Below are 18,268 nucleotides of genomic sequence, written 5' to 3' on the forward strand. Positions count from 1 at the left end.
TTCGAACTAGATGTGTTTGACGATGAACCGATGATAGATGCCGATGCATACGAGGCTGAGCACGGCGCAGCCCATCAGATAGATGCTCGGCGATACGGGATCGTGCGTCCAGCCGATCATGGCCGTCACGAGCCACGGCGTGAATCCTCCAAACACCATGACGCCGATGTTATAGCTGAAGCCGAGTCCCGTGCTGCGCAGCGAGGCGGGAAAGAGCGACGACAGCACCGCTGCGAGCGGACCGAAGTAGATTGCCTTCAAGACGCCCGCCAGCATCATTATCGACATCAGCACTGACAGAGAGGGCGCCGCCAGTAGCCATCGGAAGCAGGGATAGATGGTCAGCAGCGTGAGAACCGCGGAGACCGTCATCATCCGGCTGCGTCCATATTTGTCGGCGAGATGCCCCATAAACGGCGTTAACACCATCAGGATCGCGCCCGTCAGCACCGTCGCCGCAAAACCCGTCGACGCTGGCAGATGCAACTGCTTCACGGCATACGTCGGCATAAAGAGAATCATCAGATAACTGGCCGCCGTGGACACCGCCATGATGCCTGCCGCAAGCAGGACGCGCCCCTTGTGACTCACGAGCAGATCTCGAATGGGCGCTGCATGTTTCGCCGCTGAAGGCTGCAGCGTGTCGTCAATGTGACGGCGAATATAGAGACCGACGGGCGCTACCAAAAGGCCGAAAGCAAACGGAACGCGCCATCCCCACGCTTCGATCTGATCCGTCGAAAGCTGGCTGCTGAGTGCGAGGCCCGCGAACGAAGCAAGCACTGTGGCCATACCCTGGCTCGAAAACTGCCAACTTCCAAGGAAAGACTTTCGTGTGGACTTCTGTTCGATCATCAGCGCGGTGCCGCTGCCGAACTCGCCGCCTGTCGAAAAGGAGATCAGCACGCGCGCCAGCATGAGGCCAATGGGCGCGCCCAGGCCGATGCTTGCGTAGGTCGGAATCAGCGCACAGATCAGCGTGCCGAGCGTGGTGAGCCAAAGCGATGCGAGCAGTCCCGCCTTGCGGCCGTGCCGGTCCGCATAGCGTCCGAGAACCAGCGCGCCGAGCGGACGGAAAATATACGAAAGCCCGAACGTGCCGAAGGTCAGCAGCAGCGACACCGTTTCGTCATGCGCGGGGAAAAAGAGCTTCGACAGCGTGACGGCGAAGAAGCCATACGCTGCGAAGTCGAACCATTCGAGCGCGTTGCCGACGCTGCTCGCGACGATAAGGCGCTTCAGTGGCCGGTTGTCCTGGCGCACAGCACGTCCTTCAGTAGCAACAGATTGCATGATCTTGAGACCCGGAAGAAAGACTGCTTGAGAGTGGGACTACTGCCATTAGCGCTTCGTCGAAGCCCGGAGCGTCTCGCGAACCGTGTGCCCCGATTCCCCCATATCCCAGAACAGGCCGGCCATGATTTGCAGCGACTCGTGCGCAACACTCCCCAGCAGATGTTCATCGGGAGCGTGCTGGCGGCAGTTCGGATAAGAGTGCGGGATCCAGACGGTCGCGAGCCCCAGCGTCGTCGCGAAGCACTCGTTAGGGATCGTGCCGCCGAGATTCGGCAGGATGGTCACCGGCTTGCCAGAGGTTGCTGCAATCGAGGCTTCCGCCCACTTCGACCACGGATGATCAGGATCGAGCCGCGTCGCGCTGCCCGACGCTTCGATCGTCACGTCGACGTTCTCGAAACCTTCGCGGCGCAAATGCGCGATCAGCAATTCGCGCGCGTTCAACCAATCCGTGCCGACCACGAAGCGCAACTGGCACACCGCTTCCGCGCTGCCCGGAATCGCGCTGACTGTCCGGCCGACGTTGCCTGCCTGCATCGCCAGCACTTCCAGCGTGTTCCATGCGTACACCCGCTCCGCATCACTAAGACCGGGTTCGCCCCACCCCTGTGACAACGGCGGATCGCCTTCGTCGGCACCCACTTCGAGACTCGCGACGAGCTCGCGCACGCGCGGCGGAATCGGCGGCGGCAACAGGCCGTTGACGCGAATCCGGCCACTGCCATCAACAAGGCTCGCAAGCGCATTCGCCAGCACGGTCGCGGGATTGGCCAGCACGCCGCCCCAGTTGCCCGAGTGACGCGCGCCAAATGCATTCGACACGCGCAGCCGGAAATGCAATGCGCCTCGCGACCCAAGAAACATCGTCGGTGCAGCAGCGCGTTGTCGCGGTCCGTCGGAGGCGATGAGCAGATCGGCAGCCAGCCGGTCCGCATACCGCGCGCATACCGCGTCGAGTCCCGGCGACCCGACTTCTTCCCCCATTTCGATGATCACCTTCGCGTTGAAGCCAAGCCTGCCGCGCGTGGCAAGTACCGACGCAAGAGCCGCCAGATTGATCGAATGTTGCCCCTTGTTGTCTGCCGTGCCGCGGCCGTACCAGCTGTCCCCGTCTGTGTACAGCTCCCACGGGGAACGCGCGTCTGTCCAGTTGGCTGCGTCGCCGTTGACTACGTCGCCGTGACCGTAGATCAGCACCGTGGGCAGTCCGACCGCTTCCACGCGCTCGCCGATCAGCATCGGCGGCATGCCTGCTTCAGGGTTTTCCACGATGTCGCACGTGAATCCCATAGCGCCTAGCGCGGGAGCGATCTCATCGGACAAATAGCCAGTCAGCGCAGCCTGTGCATCCGGGTTCTGGCTCTCCGTGCGAAGGCCGACGCGACGGCGCAATACCGCTTGGAACGCTCCGCTTTCGAAGTGACGGGAGACGTGCGAGATAGCTTCTGAGCGGCTCATGTTCTGGAATCAAAGAATCGATGTCCCCAGAGTACCCGGGTAAACAATCTTTTGTATTCGCAATCAATCAACGTATATTTGCGGAAATCGCAACCCTGTATGCCAGGTCCGAAATGCGCAACCTGCTGGATTCGTCGCTGTATTACTTCTCAGTCGTGGCACAGAGTGGATCGCTGACGGCTGCCACCGAAAAGCTCGGCGCAACTGTGTCAGCGTTGAGCCGCCATATCGCGAAGCTCGAAGGCGACGTCGGCGCGCCGCTTTTCGAACGACACGCGCGTGGCATGGTGCTGTCTGACGCTGGCCGAATGCTGTTGCGCTATGCGCAAAATAGCCTTACGGATGCCGAGGCCGTGATGAGCGCGATTCACGGCGACCAGAGGCGGCGACAGCGCAAGATCAAGATTGCATGCACCGAAGGCTTTGCCCTCGATTTCCTGCCGAACTCGCTCGCAGCGTTCTACAAGCTGTACCCAGAGGCCGTGGTCGTGATCGAGGTCACATCGTCTGATAACGCAAGCCGCATGCTGGTCGATGGGGATGCGTCGATCGCGCTTTCGTTCAGCCTGAAGCCCGAACCGGATGTGGTTGCTCGTCTTACGCTTCCCGCGCCCGTCATGGCGCTGATGTCGAGAGACCACCCGCTTGCGGGTCAAAAATCGCTTACATTGCCAGACCTCCACCTCCACCCGGTTTTGTTGCAGGACACCGGTACGACGGTTCGCCAGTTGTTTGACATCGCCTGCAACGTTGAAGGATTTGAGGTTGTGACACCGATCACGAGCCGCTACGTTGCGTCACTGTACCGGTTTACCCAGGTGATTCCGAACGCCATCATGCTGACTGGCTTTGTCTCGGTCGCGAACCGCATGGATTCCGACGGTCTGGTCGCAATCCCGTTCGCCAATGCACTGCTGCAACAGCGTCGCCTGCAGGTCAAAACGTCATCGACGCGCCCATTGACCGGGCTCGCCACCCTCTGTCTCGATCATCTGGTCGCAGACCTGCGGCGGACAAACGATCGGCATCCCCCCTCGGCATAGCAAAGCTTTGCGAAAGGCGCAAAGCGAGTTTGTTTGATTTCGAATACGCCAGGAGAACAGAGGCGGTAGAGTGCGCCAACGCTGACATCGCGGGTCACACGCGAAGCGTCTATTCCGTCTGTTCAAATTCACCTGGAGATCACTGTGAGAAAGAGTCTGCTTGCCGGCGCGGCAATGATGTCCTTATTTGGTCACGCCTACGCACAAAGCAGCGTATCGCTGTATGGCATTGTCGATGCGGGCTTCGCTTTCAATAATAATTCCGGCGGTCAAAAGCTCTACACGCTGGCGAGCGGCAACATGCAAGGCAGCCGATGGGGGCTGCGTGGCGTCGAAGACCTCGGCAATGGACTCAAGACGCTGTTCACCGTCGAGAACGGCTTTAGCGTGATCAACGGAAAACTGCTGCAAGGCGGAGACCTGTTCGGTCGCCAGGCCTACGTCGGACTGGCATCGGATCGCTTCGGCTCCGTCACACTGGGGCGCCAGTACGATGCGGTAGTGGATTACACGGCGCGCTTTGAATCCGCTGCACAGTGGGCAACGGGCTATGGCGCGCACCCCGGTGATCTTGACAACCTCCAGAACACCAATCGGGTGAACAACGCAATCAAGTTCAGGAGCGTCGACTACGCAGGCCTGAAATTCGGCGGACTGTACAGCTTGGGTGGCGTTGCCGGCCACCTTGGCACCAACCAGATCTGGTCCCTCGGCGCAGGTTACGACAACGGTCCGCTTTCCCTCGGCGCAGCATACCTGAATGTGCGAGACCCGAACTTCTCGTTCTTCGGCAACAATTCGACGTCCAGCACGACAGCGTCGAACATGACTGCCAGTACCGTCTATTCGGGCTATGCGTCAGCGCGCACGCAGCAGATCATCGCAGCGGGCGCAGCGTATCAGCTAGGACAGGCCACGCTTGGTGCGATGTACACCAACACCCAGTTCCGGGGTCTTGGCGCACTAAGTGCCCTGAATTCGCTGCACTATCATGGCAACGCCGCGTTCCACAATGCTGAGGTCAGCTTCAAGTATCTCGTGACCCCCGCGCTGAATCTGGGTGTCTCCTACGACTATACGAAGGGCTACGGCGTCAATCACGCGACCTATCACCAGGTCGACGCAGGTGTCGATTATTTCCTGTCGAAGCGGACCGACGTCTATATTTCCGCGATTTACCAGCATGCGACGGGAACGGACTCTACTGACAAATCGGCGGTCGCGAACATCACGGGTTTCTCAGCGTCCTCAACGGGTAATCAGTTCGTGGCGGTAACGGGAATCCGGCACAAGTTCTAGGATGTCTTCCGCGGAAGCTGGAGGAATCGACCAGGAATGGCACCATCGGTCGTGAACTCCAGCGCTTTTGCATTTTCGCTCAGACAGATCCCGTTATGCGAAACCTTCTTGCAAACGTCCGAATTGGCGTCCGACTTGGCGCTGGCTTTGCGCTCGTGCTAATCCTTCTTTGCGCGACAGGCTCCGTCGCCCTGTTCCAGACAGCTCGGGTGCACAACGGGGCAGTTCAGTTTGCCGATAGCTGGCTGCCGAAAGTCGCCGTGCTTGGGGACATTCGTACATGGGCAAACAACGTTCGCAAGTCAACGCTACGAAGTGTGCTTGAAACGGATCCCGTGCAAAAAGCATCCCAGCGCATCATGAGGGACTTTGCGCTTCGCACACTCGACGCGAAAATCGAAGCATATGGGCGACTCGTCTCGTCAGCGAAAGAGGATCAGCTCAACCAGCAAACCCGGAAGGCGTGGAAATCCTATCTGGAGATGGATAACAGACTGCTTTCGCTTTCCGAACAGGGTGAGGGAAGTTTTGCCTCGGCCCGCTCGCTCGCGACGGGAAGGTCTGCCGATGCGTTCACCGCTGTCGCCAAATTGATCGAAGCGGAAGTCCAGCTCACCAGAAGCGGAAGCCAAATTGCTCGAACCACTGCAGCAGAGGACTACCGGCTGGCCGTAGAAGTCACAATTGGGTTGATTGGATTAGCGCTTGCGGCGGGCTCTCTCACCGCACTCCTGATCACGAGGACCATTGTCCTTCCACTGCGCAAGTCAGTCTCCGTGGCGGAGACCGTCGCGTGCGGAGACCTGACCTCACGTATCGAAAGTTACGGCCGGGATGAGGTCGGACGTTTGATGCAATCATTGCGGAAGATGAACAGCCAGCTAGCGGAATTCATCACTGGCATCCACGCGACCACCGATGCAGTAACGGTAACGTCGCGAGAGATCGCTAGTGGTAATGCTGATCTATCTGCACGTACCGAGGCTCAAGCGGCGTCGCTCGAAGAAACGGCTGCCAGCATGACGCAGCTGACGGAGACAGTCAGACAGAATGCTGACAACGCGTCGCAAGCCAATCATCTCGCAATGAAGGCAGCCGTCATAGCAGACGAGAGCAACGATGCTGTGCAGGATATGGTCCGTGCGATTGGAAAGATGAACAGCAGCTCGACGCAGATTTCGGAAATTACGGCTGTTATAGAAGGGATTGCCTTCCAGACCAATATTCTTGCGCTGAATGCTGCAGTGGAGGCGGCGCGCGCTGGTGAACAGGGTCGGGGCTTCGCCGTCGTTGCGAGTGAGGTGCGCGGCCTTGCACAGCGTTCGGCTGCAGCCGCGAAGGAAATAAAGGAGTTGATCGATTCATCGGTCCAATCGATTGACCACGCGGCGAAGCAGGCAAGCGCGGTCGGTGTGACGATGGATGATGTCAAGCAGGCGATTAGGCAGGTCTCAGGCATCGTCGGTGAAATCGCTATCGCATCGGAGCAGCAAAGCCGAGGCATCGAGCAGGTGAATCAGGCGGTCCTGCAGATGGACGAGGTTACCCAGCAAAATGCTGCGCTGGTGGAGCAGTCCGCTGCGGCGGCATTTTCCCTCGATGAGCAGGCCACCAGGCTGCAGGACGCCGTGTCGGTATTCAAGATTGCGAAGTGACGTGGATGGTGTTTTTCCGGCGTCATTCGTGCAACAAACCTGCGGTACGCAGGCATTGAAACCGATGCAACCGTATCACCGCGTTCCGCACGAACGCGCTTCTCTTTCGGATGACAAGAGCGAACTATCATGAATCAACGTGAAGAAGCACTCGCACTCGATGCGGCCGACCCTCTCGCACTCTTGCGCGACCAGTTCACGCTCTCGCCGAACGTCATCTATCTGGACGGCAACTCGCTCGGCGTGCCGCCCGTCGCGGCTGCACAGCGGGCGCAGACCGTCATCGGCGCCGAATGGGGCGAAGGGCTAATCCGCAGCTGGAACGCGGCTGGCTGGTTTTCGCTGCCGCGGCGACTGGGCGACAAGCTTGCGACACTGATCGGTGCAGCGCACAACGAAGTCGTCGTCACCGATACGATTTCGATCAACCTTTTCAAGACGTTGTCGGCGGCTCTGCGGATGCAGGACAAGCGCGACCCGAAGCGCCGCGTGATCGTGTCGGAACGCTCGAATTTCCCGACTGATCTGTATATCGCGCAAGGGCTCATCAAGCAGTTGGATCGCGGCTATGAACTTCGCCTCGTCGACGATCCGTCCGAGCTGTCCGCGGCGATCACCGACGACGTCGCCGTCGCGATGATCACTCACGTCAACTACCGCACTGGCTACATGCACGACATGGCCGCACTGACGAAGCTGGTTCACGACAGGGGCGCGCTAGTGCTGTGGGATCTCGCGCACTCGGCGGGCGCCGTGCCCGTCGATCTGAACGGTGTCGGCGCGGATTGCGCGGTCGGCTGCACATACAAGTATCTGAACGGTGGTCCCGGTTCGCCTGCGTTCGCGTGGGTGCCGCGTCGTCATCAGAGTGAGTTCGAGCAGCCGCTGTCAGGCTGGTGGGGGCATCGTGCGCCGTTTGTGATGGACCCGACATATATCGCCGACGACGGCATCGGCCGCTTTTTGTGCGGCACGCAGCCGATGGTTTCGATGGCGCTGGTCGAATGTGGACTCGATGTATTCCTGCAAACCGACATGCTGGCGATCCGCCAAAAGTCGCTTGCGCTGACCGACCTTTTCATCGAACTGATCGAGACGCGTTGCAAGGAATTTCCGCTTACGCTCGTCACGCCTCGCGCGCATGCGCAACGCGGGTCACACGCGAGCTTCGAGCATCCGCACGGCTACGAGGTGATGCAGGCGTTGATCGCGCGCGGCGTGATCGGCGACTATCGCGAGCCGCATGTGTTGCGCTTCGGTTTTACGCCGCTGTATACGCGCCACGTGGATGTGTGGGATGCCGCTGAGCGTCTGCGCCACGTGCTTACCGAAGAAACCTGGCGTGCGCCTGAATTCGCCAAGCGCGGTGCCGTGACCTGAGCGACGGCTACGTCGTCGAGATGACGCCCGTAAGAGTTGCATTGCCAAGTCGCGGTGTGGGTGACGGCACGTCTGCTGTTTTGATGCATGGGTTAATTAATTTCGGACAGGCAGATAGCTTCTTTCGCTGTCGGTTTCGCCTCGCAGGCGGCGGGCGACAGATAACCCAGCGTGGAGTGCAAGCGCACTGGATTGTAGAAAGCGATGACGGAGGCCCGCAGTGCCTCGCCCCCCAACTGCCAAGGCGATATTGTTGGCATACGCTGAGCGGTTTCCTTTTCGGCTGCGGAGCGGACGGCGATGGAACACTGGCGGCAGACCTATCTCGGGATGCAGTCCATCCCGCACACGCTCAACGAGTTCGAGCTCGCCACGTTCTTCACGCTTTCCGCGAAGGAATGCGCGTTGATCAACGCGCGTCGCCGACACGTCTATCGCTTCGCGCTGGCGCTTCACCTTGTTGCATGACCGGTCGCACGCTCGATGCTTGCCGGTACGTGCCACGTAATCTCTGGCAGCACCTGGGGCAACAGCTCGGCATCGAACCGCCCGATCTCGGGACGATGACGTCGCTGTACGACGGCCATACCGACACGCTGGTCGAATATCAGGCCTGCGCGTACCAAGCGCTCGGCTTCGGCTCCATGACCGAACACCAACGCCGCTACGTGATGCGCTGGCTCAAAGCCGAGCTCTCGGGCCGGTAGGATCGTAATGGTCTGCTGCACGAACTCAAACGCTGGCTCTACGAACACGGGATCCTGTTGCCGCGCGATCGCACCTTGCGGGAACTGATCGTGCAGGCCATCCGGGACGTCGAAGCCACGCACACGGGCGAGCTTACGCAGGCCGCCTTTGGCGAAGCCACACTGGATCGTTGGGGCAAGCTGCTGCCGAAGCCCCATGGCGAGGCATCGAGCCTGCAGAAATGGCTGTGGCCGGTACCGCTGCGCAATTCGACGCGACAGATGAGCGAACTCTCGCACAAGCTCGACTATCTGGTCGAGCTCGGTGTACGGGTGCAGTGCCCCAACACATGCAACGAAGCTACGCTCCTCGACGAAACCGTTCCGCATCCGGTGCAGCAACAGCACGTTTTGCTGGTCTGCCGTTTTGACGGCCACGAAGCGCATATGCGGTCGCCCCGCGGCCTCACAGATGGCCTCGGCATCCAGCCTGTCGTTCTTCACGTGCTTGCCGCCCTTGCGGTATGGCGCAGCGAATTGCGGCGCAATCAGGCGAACCTCGCGACCAAGTGCGCGCAGCTTGCGCCCCCAGTAGTGGGCTGCGCTGCACGCTTCCATTGGGACCAGACACGGCGCAAGGTTGGCAAACCATTCGAGAAACTTCTGCCGTGAGATGGCTTTCCTGACCACCACGCGTTCCATGCTGTCCACGCCGTGCACTTGGATCAGGTTCTTGGCCAGATCCACGCCGATACGAGTAATCTTGTCCATGACTTTCCCCTTCTCAGATGGGTTGTCCAGCACCAACCATCCTGGCATATCGCTATGCCACGAGATCGGGAAAGTCCTTACTAATTCGGGTCATGTACCTGCTCGACGACACGCCGGAGAACCAGCCCGAGCCGGAAGAAGATGATGTTGCCATGCATTCGGACGACGATGCCGATAACTGACACTCGCCGGGCCTGACACGGCGACTGCGCCCGCTACGGAAGTGTCGCCGGGGCTTCTGCCCCCTCCTTGAGAACAACAATGACAACACACCAACAACCGTCAATCTAGATTTAGGCACTCTTCTCGACGCAGATACCCTGATTCTTGCGGCAGAAATGGAAGATGATATTGGGTGCATCCTGCGTCTTCATCTCCAGGTCGAGCAGATGCTCGACTTCTATCTCAACAGAAAGCGCACGGCCGACATCGCTCCATTTGTCAGGGAACCTCGCGACTTCAGCGGAAAGCTGTCTATTTCTGTCGCTTTGGGCTTGCTTATACCCTTTGCATTCGAATGGCGCACTCTTTTCGCCGCACTAAGTAGTGAGGATATCGTACGGCTAAGAGTTGGCTGTGTACGTGAAGAAACATCGATAGGGCAACCAGGTACACAATGCCGGATGCTCGACGTTCCGGTTCACAAGACCGGAACTGCATTTACCAAACCGATTGACTCGGTCGTCGGAGAAGCAATATTGGCGTGGGAGCGAGTACGTCCCGTACAACCGGCTGCGCTCGACGTCAAAACCGGAGAGCAGGTTGACTTCCTCTTCTCGTATCGTGCAAGGGCGATACCACGCCAGCACCTGAACCGACATCTCATCCCCTTGCTTTGCCGGAGGGCAGGCATTCCTTGCGTGGATGCTCGCGGACAGATCAGCAGCCACAGGGGCACGCTCGACCATCGGGAGCCTGCTCTTTAACGCGCGGGAACCAATGTCCCTGTTCGAACTGCAAGCGTGGCTTGGTCATCGGTCGCCAGCAACGACCCAGCATTACGTCGCAATCACGCCCACAAAGCTGGCCAGAGCTCATTCTGAAGCACAGTACTTCCAGCGCAACCTTCGAATGATGGAGGTGCTCATTGACCGGCAGGCGATCGACGATCGGCACACGGACCAGCCGTGGAAGTGCTATGACCTTGGTCACGGGCTGTACTCATATGAGTTCTTCGATCAATGTCCACACCGCATGGCGTGTGTGCGTTGCGACTTCTACGTTCCGAAGAAATCGTCCCAAGCCGACTTGCTCTCTTCGAAGACGGGCATGATCCGGATGTTGTAGGAAACTCCTCTCGCTGATGACGAACGCGCTGCAATCGAGGGCGACCAGGAAGCTGTCGATAGTTTGCTTCGGTACCTCGAGGGGTACCGACACCCGACCGGCGCACCGCCCCAAAGAGTAAGAAACAAAGGTAGAAAAAAACGCTCAATTCCATACAACCTGAACGATTTCCTGCCGCTGCGAGCAATGACGATCGGTTTTTCATCGTCATTGCAATCCTGCGAATTTGGTTCCGTTATGCTGTCGCCTTGCCTGCAGGGCCGGATATCGCACCCGTTTTCTCAAGCGGGTTGCGAACCGCATCGCACCAGACACCCATCGGGTTCAAGGACGCAGTGATGGAACTCACGCCTGCCCTGGCGGTTAGCCGCCCCAGAGAAACGTTGGTGCCGAACAAGGTCCAAGGGGATTTCGCAGAACCATGGCTGTTGCGTGCGCAACGCCAGTCAGGAATGGCTCGTTGTCTCGTCCATTATGGTGCCGCCATAATTTGGATAGCAAATACCAATCGACTCCATCAGCTGTCGAGAAGGGTCTTCGCGAGTTGCTTACCTCGCAGGTCCCGGCCTATTCGGCGATTTCCTGGCGGATGATGAGGAGAGTAGCTCCGTGCTGAACCGAAACTAAGCAACAATGCACCCATGCAATCAAGCGTTCATTGGTCACCTTACCTTATCCCGTTGAATTGCGTTGCAATATCTCCGAAATTGTCCGATGCGCGACAAATGTTGGACATTTGCAACAGGCAGTTCGGAATTGTGTTGTGTCTATATGACCGTCCGTCCGGCGCGAAAATTGCGTCGGTCATTTTCGGAAGTCCATCTCACACGGAGGTGAGGATACGAGTCCCAAAGACGGACGATCTGACCAATGAGGCAGAACCTGAATCCCGCAGTGGCGAAGGTGCTCAAGCGCCTGCATTATCCACTTGACGTAATCCTTCTATGCCTGCGCTGGTACGTTGCCTATCCGCTGAGTCTGCGCCACCTCGAGCAGACCGCCAGAACAAATGCCTGAACAATGTTGTAGAGCAGGACTACCGTGCCATGAAGCGCCGCACTCGTCCTATGCTGGGATTCAAAGATTTTCGCTGTGCACGCATCTTATGGTTGGCATTGAAGTCATGCATTGGCAGATGAAATGCATTCGCGGCACTCAATCATCTGCCGTTGAGCAACTGTATTCGCTGGCGAAATAAGCAATCCCGTGATATCGCGCTTTGCTATGACCGTTGCCATTATCGCGAAAAAATCCTTCAACTGACAAATGCTGCTAGCAACATGAGCCAAGTGGCCGGAATAGTGACGGCGGTGCCGCAAGGACAGCGCAATGAGTCGCCCAGGCGCCGCCACCGCGCGAAAATGCGCCGGCTGGCGCACTCGCCTGTGGTGCAATCCGGACGCTCCATCTACAACTCAGCGACGAATTGCATACCATCATTTTAAACAGTGCCGCGGTTGTCACACCGGGGCAATTTTCAACAGCCAGTTAGGTCCTCGACGACCTCGCATCAAACTAGGAAGCAGTTCATGGATAGCAATGTAGTACCCACGTTCCTACGCGCTAAACTGAAGCGGGGACTGCTCGAGGTCAAAGTCGACGCCGCCACCTTGCCTGCGGCTAACCTGTTCGGTTTCGCGGAGCGCCGGAATCCAAAGCGGGCATTTCTCTTTGTATCCAAAGTTCTGGGACGCTACATACCGGCGCGCCCATCGATCATGGCTGCCAGTTTCGAGAGCCTCGTCAGCGAGATCCCAGCGAACCTGCCCGGCCCAGTGCTAGTAATCGGCGTGGCCGAAACCGCAGTTGGCCTCGGTGCCGGCGTGTACCGTGCTTATAGTGCAACGCGTTCCGATAGCGTGTACCTCACCAGTACCCGTCATCCTTTGGGTACCGACCTCTTTGCTCGATTCGAGGAAGAGCACAGTCATGCCAGCACCCACTTAATCCACCTGCCGGTCGATCCCGAGGTTCGTGATTTGATGCTTCAGGCCCGATCTTTAGTCCTGGTGGACGATGAGGCTTCTACCGGCAAGACCTTTCTCAACCTGCACCGCGCATTAATCGAAGCCGGCCTGAAGAAGATCGAGCGAGTGGTCACGTGCGTCCTGACGGACTGGTCTGCGGGTGCTGTGAGTAAGGCCATCGGAGAGTCGACCACCGCCGTATCCTTGTTGAGCGGGTCGTATCAGTTCCACGAAGATCAGTCCGCGCCCCTGCCGGATATGCCAGGCGTCGGTGCCGTTTCTATAGGCGAATGGCCTCTCTCACCCCGCAATGACTGGGGGCGCTTGGGCGTTCGCCGCGTGGAGGACACGCTCGCACCGGACATTCAAATCCGGCCCGGCGAGAACGTCGTCATAGTTGGTACCGGTGAGTTCGTCTGGCGTCCCTTCCTGCTGGCGGAGCGTGCGGAGCGAGCCGGGGCAGACGTCTACTTCAGCTCCACCACGAGATCCCCTGTGGCCCTGGGCCACGCGATCGAGCACGTGCTGTCGTTTCCTGACAACTATGGCCTCGGTATTCCGAACTTCCTCTACAACGTGAAGCCCGGTCAGTTCGACCGAGTTCTTATCTGCACGGAAACCCCGGCGCAAGCGCTCCCTGCAGAACTGGTTGATGTCCTGAATGCGGAGATAATTTTCGATGAGCAGTAACCGTCCGCTGATATTCGTCGATCTCGACGACACCCTGATCCAGACCGCAGGCAAGATGGACGAGGCCACACCACGAATCATCGCCACTCTGGACGTGCATGGGCAGCCCAACGGGTACATGAACCCGGTCCAGAACTTCTTCATCAACTGGCTGCTGGCCTCAGCCGATGTCGTTCCGGTTACCGCACGCAGCGTGGAGGCCTACAACCGCGTCAAGCTTCCTTTCACCGAAGGCGCAATTTGCTCCCATGGTGGAGTGATACTCCGCCCTGACGGATCGCCTGACCAGACCTGGCACGGCCAGATGGCCGCGTCGCTCCGGACCTTTCAAGACCGGCTGTCGACACTGAGCGAAGCCACCCTGCAAATCGGCAAAGAACTGGGCTACTCCGTGCGCAGTTGGGTAGTTGGAGAGAAAGGTCTGCGCCACTACGTCGTGACCAAGCACAACGAGTCCAACGACTCGGTGCTCACCGAGTTGCTGACCGAAGTTCAATCTCGAAGCATGTTGGAATGCATGCACACCCACGTTAACGGCAACAACCTCGCCTTCCTGCCTGAGGGTTTGGAAAAGCGCTTCGCCGTTCAAGAATGGTTGCGTCGCGACCGTGAGATCCACGGCGAGCGGCCAGTCCTAGGCTTCGGTGACAGCATCTCCGACCTGGGGTTCATGGACCACTGTCATATGTGGTCGACGCCGGCGCACAGTCAACTGGCGACCGTAGTGAAGGGGCTCATCAATGACTAATCTTCTCGCCACACTGAGCACCATCGGCAGCGGCAGCTACGCCCCTGAAGATGTGCATTTCCTTTTGCAGCGCGTGCCGCTGAGCGTCACTAACGTTGACGAAAAGGAACTTCTGATCCAGACGAATCAGAAACATTACTCCGAGATGATAAGCTTGGAGCAGGCTCCTACCGACGTGCACAAGCGTTTCCACACCCATGTCCTGGCGCAGAACGGCGCTCGTATGGCTTCCAATGTTCAGTCCCTGGCCTTGGCATTGAGTGCCGCTTACACCGGGCCGAGCATCGCCCTGGTTTCATTTGTTCGCGCAGGCGTACCCCTCGGCGTCCTGCTGCGCCGGGCACTCGTCGAAATGGGCCGCGATGCTCACCACTACGGCGTCAGCATCATTCGCGATCGCGGTATCGACACGGTGGCTCTGGAAGCCGTCATCCAGCTGCACGGTCCCGAAAAGATCGTCTTCGTGGATGGTTGGACCGGAAAAGGCGCAATCTCCGGTGAGCTCAAGCGCACCTTGGACGACGACAAGCGCTTCCCAGAAGATCCTCGCCTCGTTGTTCTGGCAGACCCCTGCGGCCGCGCTTGGCTAGCTGGCTCTGCAGAGGACTGGGTAATTCCGTCTGGCATCCTCGGCGCGACCGTGTCCGGCCTAGTATCCCGCACCATCTGGCCGACTCAAGGCGGGCTTCATGGTTGCGTGACATACGACCACCTGCCTAAGCATGATGTAACCCGAGAGTTCATCAATAAGATCGAGGCCGAACGCGGGGCGCTGGGCGAGGTTTATCCCGCAACTCCATGGACCAACGAACAGCGATTGGAACTCCAAGCGTCCGCTGATGACGCGGTGTCCTCGCTGGCTACTCGCTTTGACATCTCCAACTTGAATCGCGTGAAGCCGGGTATCGCTGAGGCAACCCGAGCGGTTCTGCGTCGTGTGCCTGATCACGTTCTGGTACGTGATCGCAACGACAGCGACGTGCAGTTGTTAATTCATCTCACTGACCGCGCGGGCGTGGCCGTAGAGGAAGCTGGCGCGGACCTGGGTCCGTATCGTGCCGCGACAATCATACGGTGTCTGATCTGATGGGCACCATTTCTCCGTTCGCCGTCTGGGCGACTCTGTACATGCCGACCCGCGGTGACATCCTGGACGTGGATTTCGGCACCAAGATCTCAGAATTGCGCTCACCTGTGGTGTGCCTGGAAGACGTGCGGCTTACCGCAAAAACTGGGAGCAACTCGATGCCCGCCTGTCACAACGCGACGCATGTAAGACGATGGTCGGCCTGCTTGAGCTCGCGGGCCTGCATGGCGCGCTGGCCGTACTGGCCGGGCAGCTTGATGCGATGCTTGAAACCGGCGAGCTTCCCGATTTCAAGGCGCTGCCTGACCGATACGCACCCCGTGAGGCGCAATGTCCCGATGTCGAGGTTCAGATGCCGCCCGTTGCCGTCTATCACGAACTGCTCGAAAAGGTGGCAGCGTGAACGCGCCCGCGCATGATGGTGGCCGCCTAGCCCTGATGCTCAACGAGGTGCGTTTGCCAACGATCGGCAGGTTGTGGCCCGAGTTTGCTGAGCGCTCGGATAAGGAAGCCTAGCCGGCCGCACGCCTCTCAGATTCAGGGTGTTCGTGGCGCAGGCATGAGCCAAGGCATGAGTACGGCGTAGTCGTCAGCGGTTACAGCAAGCGGCAACTTCGCGAGCAGCCAGACGAGATAGCGGTATGGGTCAATGCTATTCGCCTTGCAGGTTTCGACGAGCGAGTAAAGATTGGCGCTGGCCTGCGCACCGGCAACAGTGTCTGCGAACAGCCAGCCTTTGCGGCCCACAACGAATGGCCTGATCGCGTTTTCGCAGAGGTTGTTGGATATGGGCCAGTTTCCGTTCCCGACGTAGCGGACCAGTTTGTGCCACTGCCCGCGCATGTATTGCAGCGCTTTGCCCAGCAGACTCGACGGTACGACGGTCGGCAGATGCTCGATCATCATGCGTTCGATGTCAGCAAGCACGTGGGCGCTGTATCGAGCGCGCAGCCGCTGCCGACATTCAGGCTTCCACTTTGCGCTGCGAGCTTCGGCGGCGAACAGCTTTCCGATCAGCACGACGAACCGCGTGGCCAGCAGGACTGGTGCGCGTCGCCGCAGAATTAGATCGCTCAGCTTCGATGTGATCCAGGAAGCGTGTCACGACGTTATGGGTTGCGTCCAGCAGAAATCGTCAGCTTGACGCTCGATTCGATAGACTGGGAGAACGATATCCTGCGGGTGGACCAGTGCAAGACACGGTCGGTATTAGTAATGCCGCTCACTGGCCGAACGCGACATGTGCTCGACCGCTATCTACGCCGTCGACCACCCCTGACGAGCACACACCAGCTATTCCTGAGAGTGCGGTGCCCGGCCGGTCCGATCAAGGCAGTAACGATCGAACACATCTATGCCAAGCGTGCACGCCTCAGTGGCCTGCCCATTCTACAGACCAGTCCCTACTGCCTGAGGCATAGCTTCGCCATGCGCTTGCTCGAGCGAGGTGTCGGAGTAAAGATGATCGGCGATCTGCTCGGTCACCACTCCCTCGAGAGCACGTATGTCTATCTTCGCCTGCATGTGGAGGCGCTGCGCCAGGTTGCCCTAACGGTACCTGGATGTGGTCGCGTCTCAATGAAGGGGGCATCATGAAGCACCAACTCGGCTCAACCGCACTTGATCCGCTCATCAGTCGATACCTTGCGCACCGCCGAGCGCTAGGGCGTCAGTACAGCGAACAGGAGCGCACCTTGCATTCAATGAGGGACTTCATCGCCCGAGCTGGTGAATCGGACCTGAACAACACGCTGTTCGAATCGTGGTGCAAGACCTTCAATTCCCTCACCTCGAACGTGCGTCGGGCCCGCGAGGTTGCCGTGCGCAATTTCTGCCTACCGGCAACGTACCGAGCCCCGGTGTTTCGTGCCGGACATCAACCAGTTTGTGCGCCCGCAACCACATGCCGCACCAATTATCCTGACTCCCGCGCAGGTTGGTCGGGTACTCGAACTTGCAGACACGCGTCAGGCCACGGCGACATCGCCACTAAGAGCCCTTAACAAAATGAATGAGGGGGCTGTTAACCCTCGATGAATGCTGTTAACCTTTTCATTGTTTCGACGACGAAAAGGATATGGCCAAGCCGATACTCGACGACGAACTTTGGGCACTCATCGAACCGTTGCTGCCCCCTCCCAAACTACGACGAACCCGTTATCCGGGGCGCAAGCCGCGCGACAATCGTGCGGTGCTCACCGGCATTCTCTTCGTCTTACAGACAGGCCTGCGTTGGGACCTGCTACCTCGCGAGATGGGTTGTGGCAGCGGCATGAGTTGCTGGCGTCGCCTACGTGACTGGCAAGCCGCTGGCGTCTGGGAGCAGTTGCACGAGGTTCTGCTTGCGCGATTGCGCGCAGCCGACCAAATCGACTGGTCTCGCGTCATCGTCGATTCCTCTTCAGTGCGTGCTGTGGGCTCAGGTCAAAAACAGTACCGAATCCCACAGACCGCGCGCGACCCGGTTCAAAGCACCATCTCATCACCGAAGCGCAGGGCATCCCGCTCGCGGTGATTCTGACCGGCGCCAACCGCAACGACGTCACTCAACTTCAAGCGCTGGTCGAGGCAATTCCGCCAATCCGCGGCAAGCGTGGCAAACCACTATCAAAGCCTCGGGTCGTTGAGGGCGATAGAGGCTACGACCACGACAAATATCGACGTCCACTGCATGCCGCCGGCATTGCAACCGAAATCGCTCGACGTGGTCAGCCACATGGTAGCGGGCTAGGCAAGACACGCTGGGTTGTGGAGCGGACCATCTCCTGGCTTCACAACTTCCGTCGACTGCGCATCCGCTTCGAACAGCTCGCTTTCATCCACGAGGCTTTCCTCAGAATCGCCTGCTGCATCATATGCTGGCGACACCTGAAAAGTCATTCTGTTAACACCTCTAAGGCC

General features: G+C 58.9%; 15 protein-coding genes and 3 pseudogenes. 14 read left to right on the top strand and 4 right to left on the bottom strand.

What is annotated here, in order from left to right:
* Nucleotides 1–6: 6 nt before the first annotated feature.
* A complete protein-coding gene (locus tag ACOJB8_RS36885; RefSeq protein WP_475017085.1) occupies nucleotides 7–1,293 on the bottom strand; it encodes an MFS transporter in 1,287 nt (428 codons plus the stop codon).
* A gap of 48 nt (nucleotides 1,294–1,341) precedes the next feature.
* Complete coding sequence (locus tag ACOJB8_RS36890) at nucleotides 1,342–2,754, bottom strand: M20 family metallopeptidase (protein WP_475017087.1); 1,413 nt, start codon at nucleotides 2,752–2,754, stop codon at nucleotides 1,342–1,344.
* Between the two features lie 20 nt (nucleotides 2,755–2,774).
* Here ACOJB8_RS36890 and ACOJB8_RS36895 point away from each other — a divergent pair, with 20 nt between their 5' ends.
* From ACOJB8_RS36895 to ACOJB8_RS36915, 5 genes are all read left to right on the top strand, one after another.
* Nucleotides 2,775–3,797, top strand: coding sequence for a LysR family transcriptional regulator (locus ACOJB8_RS36895; RefSeq protein ID WP_256095076.1), 1,023 nt, complete (start codon nucleotides 2,775–2,777; stop codon nucleotides 3,795–3,797).
* A 144-nt stretch (nucleotides 3,798–3,941) separates the two neighbouring features.
* The gene (locus ACOJB8_RS36900; RefSeq protein ID WP_475017089.1) at nucleotides 3,942–5,096 is read left to right on the top strand and encodes a porin; all 1,155 of its coding nucleotides are present in this window, start codon (nucleotides 3,942–3,944) and stop codon (nucleotides 5,094–5,096) included.
* 95 nt (nucleotides 5,097–5,191) lie between these two features.
* Nucleotides 5,192–6,751: a methyl-accepting chemotaxis protein gene (locus ACOJB8_RS36905; RefSeq protein ID WP_069269021.1), complete on the top strand. Its 1,560-nt coding sequence runs from the start codon at nucleotides 5,192–5,194 to the stop codon at nucleotides 6,749–6,751.
* Between the two features lie 129 nt (nucleotides 6,752–6,880).
* Nucleotides 6,881–8,131 carry a kynureninase gene (gene kynU / locus ACOJB8_RS36910; RefSeq protein WP_475017091.1) on the top strand — a complete coding sequence of 417 codons (1,251 nt, stop codon included), beginning with the start codon at nucleotides 6,881–6,883 and terminating at the stop codon, nucleotides 8,129–8,131.
* A gap of 300 nt (nucleotides 8,132–8,431) precedes the next feature.
* Nucleotides 8,432–8,599 carry a hypothetical protein gene (locus ACOJB8_RS36915; protein ID WP_475017093.1) on the top strand — a complete coding sequence of 56 codons (168 nt, stop codon included), beginning with the start codon at nucleotides 8,432–8,434 and terminating at the stop codon, nucleotides 8,597–8,599.
* Here the strand turns inward: ACOJB8_RS36915 and ACOJB8_RS36920 are convergent.
* Nucleotides 8,584–9,588 (bottom strand): IS110 family transposase, encoded by a 1,005-nt coding sequence (locus tag ACOJB8_RS36920; RefSeq protein WP_475017095.1) that lies wholly within the window; start codon nucleotides 9,586–9,588, stop codon nucleotides 8,584–8,586. The genes ACOJB8_RS36915 and ACOJB8_RS36920 overlap by 16 nt on opposite strands.
* A gap of 338 nt (nucleotides 9,589–9,926) precedes the next feature.
* On the opposite strand from ACOJB8_RS36920, the gene ACOJB8_RS36925 reads away from it, so the two are divergent.
* From ACOJB8_RS36925 to ACOJB8_RS36955, 7 genes and pseudogenes are all read left to right on the top strand, one after another.
* Nucleotides 9,927–10,514 carry a hypothetical protein gene (locus ACOJB8_RS36925; protein WP_475017097.1) on the top strand — a complete coding sequence of 196 codons (588 nt, stop codon included), beginning with the start codon at nucleotides 9,927–9,929 and terminating at the stop codon, nucleotides 10,512–10,514.
* Nucleotides 10,515–10,527: 13 nt separating this feature from the next.
* Entirely contained in the window at nucleotides 10,528–10,875 is a 348-nt protein-coding gene (locus ACOJB8_RS36930) for a hypothetical protein (protein WP_069269013.1), read from the top strand.
* An 870-nt stretch (nucleotides 10,876–11,745) separates the two neighbouring features.
* Nucleotides 11,746–12,073 (top strand): annotated as a pseudogene (locus ACOJB8_RS36935) (DDE-type integrase/transposase/recombinase).
* Nucleotides 12,074–12,404: 331 nt separating this feature from the next.
* Nucleotides 12,405–13,532: a phosphoribosyltransferase domain-containing protein gene (locus ACOJB8_RS36940; protein ID WP_069269012.1), complete on the top strand. Its 1,128-nt coding sequence runs from the start codon at nucleotides 12,405–12,407 to the stop codon at nucleotides 13,530–13,532.
* A complete protein-coding gene (locus ACOJB8_RS36945) occupies nucleotides 13,522–14,280 on the top strand; it encodes an HAD family hydrolase (protein WP_475017099.1) in 759 nt (252 codons plus the stop codon). Before ACOJB8_RS36940 ends, ACOJB8_RS36945 begins: the two co-directional genes overlap by 11 nt.
* On the top strand, nucleotides 14,273–15,367 hold the full coding sequence (locus ACOJB8_RS36950) for a cysteine protease StiP domain-containing protein (protein ID WP_475017101.1): 1,095 nt from the start codon (nucleotides 14,273–14,275) through the stop codon (nucleotides 15,365–15,367). The genes ACOJB8_RS36945 and ACOJB8_RS36950 overlap by 8 nt, the downstream gene beginning before the upstream one ends.
* A gap of 193 nt (nucleotides 15,368–15,560) precedes the next feature.
* On the top strand, nucleotides 15,561–15,770 hold the full coding sequence (locus tag ACOJB8_RS36955; protein ID WP_475017103.1) for a hypothetical protein: 210 nt from the start codon (nucleotides 15,561–15,563) through the stop codon (nucleotides 15,768–15,770).
* Nucleotides 15,771–15,904: 134 nt separating this feature from the next.
* Here ACOJB8_RS36955 and ACOJB8_RS36960 read toward each other — a convergent pair.
* A pseudogene (locus tag ACOJB8_RS36960) lies at nucleotides 15,905–16,420 on the bottom strand (IS66 family transposase); the annotation flags it as partial.
* A 45-nt stretch (nucleotides 16,421–16,465) separates the two neighbouring features.
* Between ACOJB8_RS36960 and ACOJB8_RS36965 the strand changes: the two are divergent.
* Nucleotides 16,466–16,963, top strand: coding sequence for a tyrosine-type recombinase/integrase (locus tag ACOJB8_RS36965; RefSeq protein ID WP_475017105.1), 498 nt, complete (start codon nucleotides 16,466–16,468; stop codon nucleotides 16,961–16,963).
* A gap of 481 nt (nucleotides 16,964–17,444) precedes the next feature.
* A pseudogene (locus tag ACOJB8_RS36970) lies at nucleotides 17,445–18,229 on the top strand (IS5 family transposase); the annotation flags it as partial.
* Nucleotides 18,230–18,268: the final 39 nt, after the last annotated feature.

This window comes from Paraburkholderia sp. BR10141, assembly GCF_056155635.1.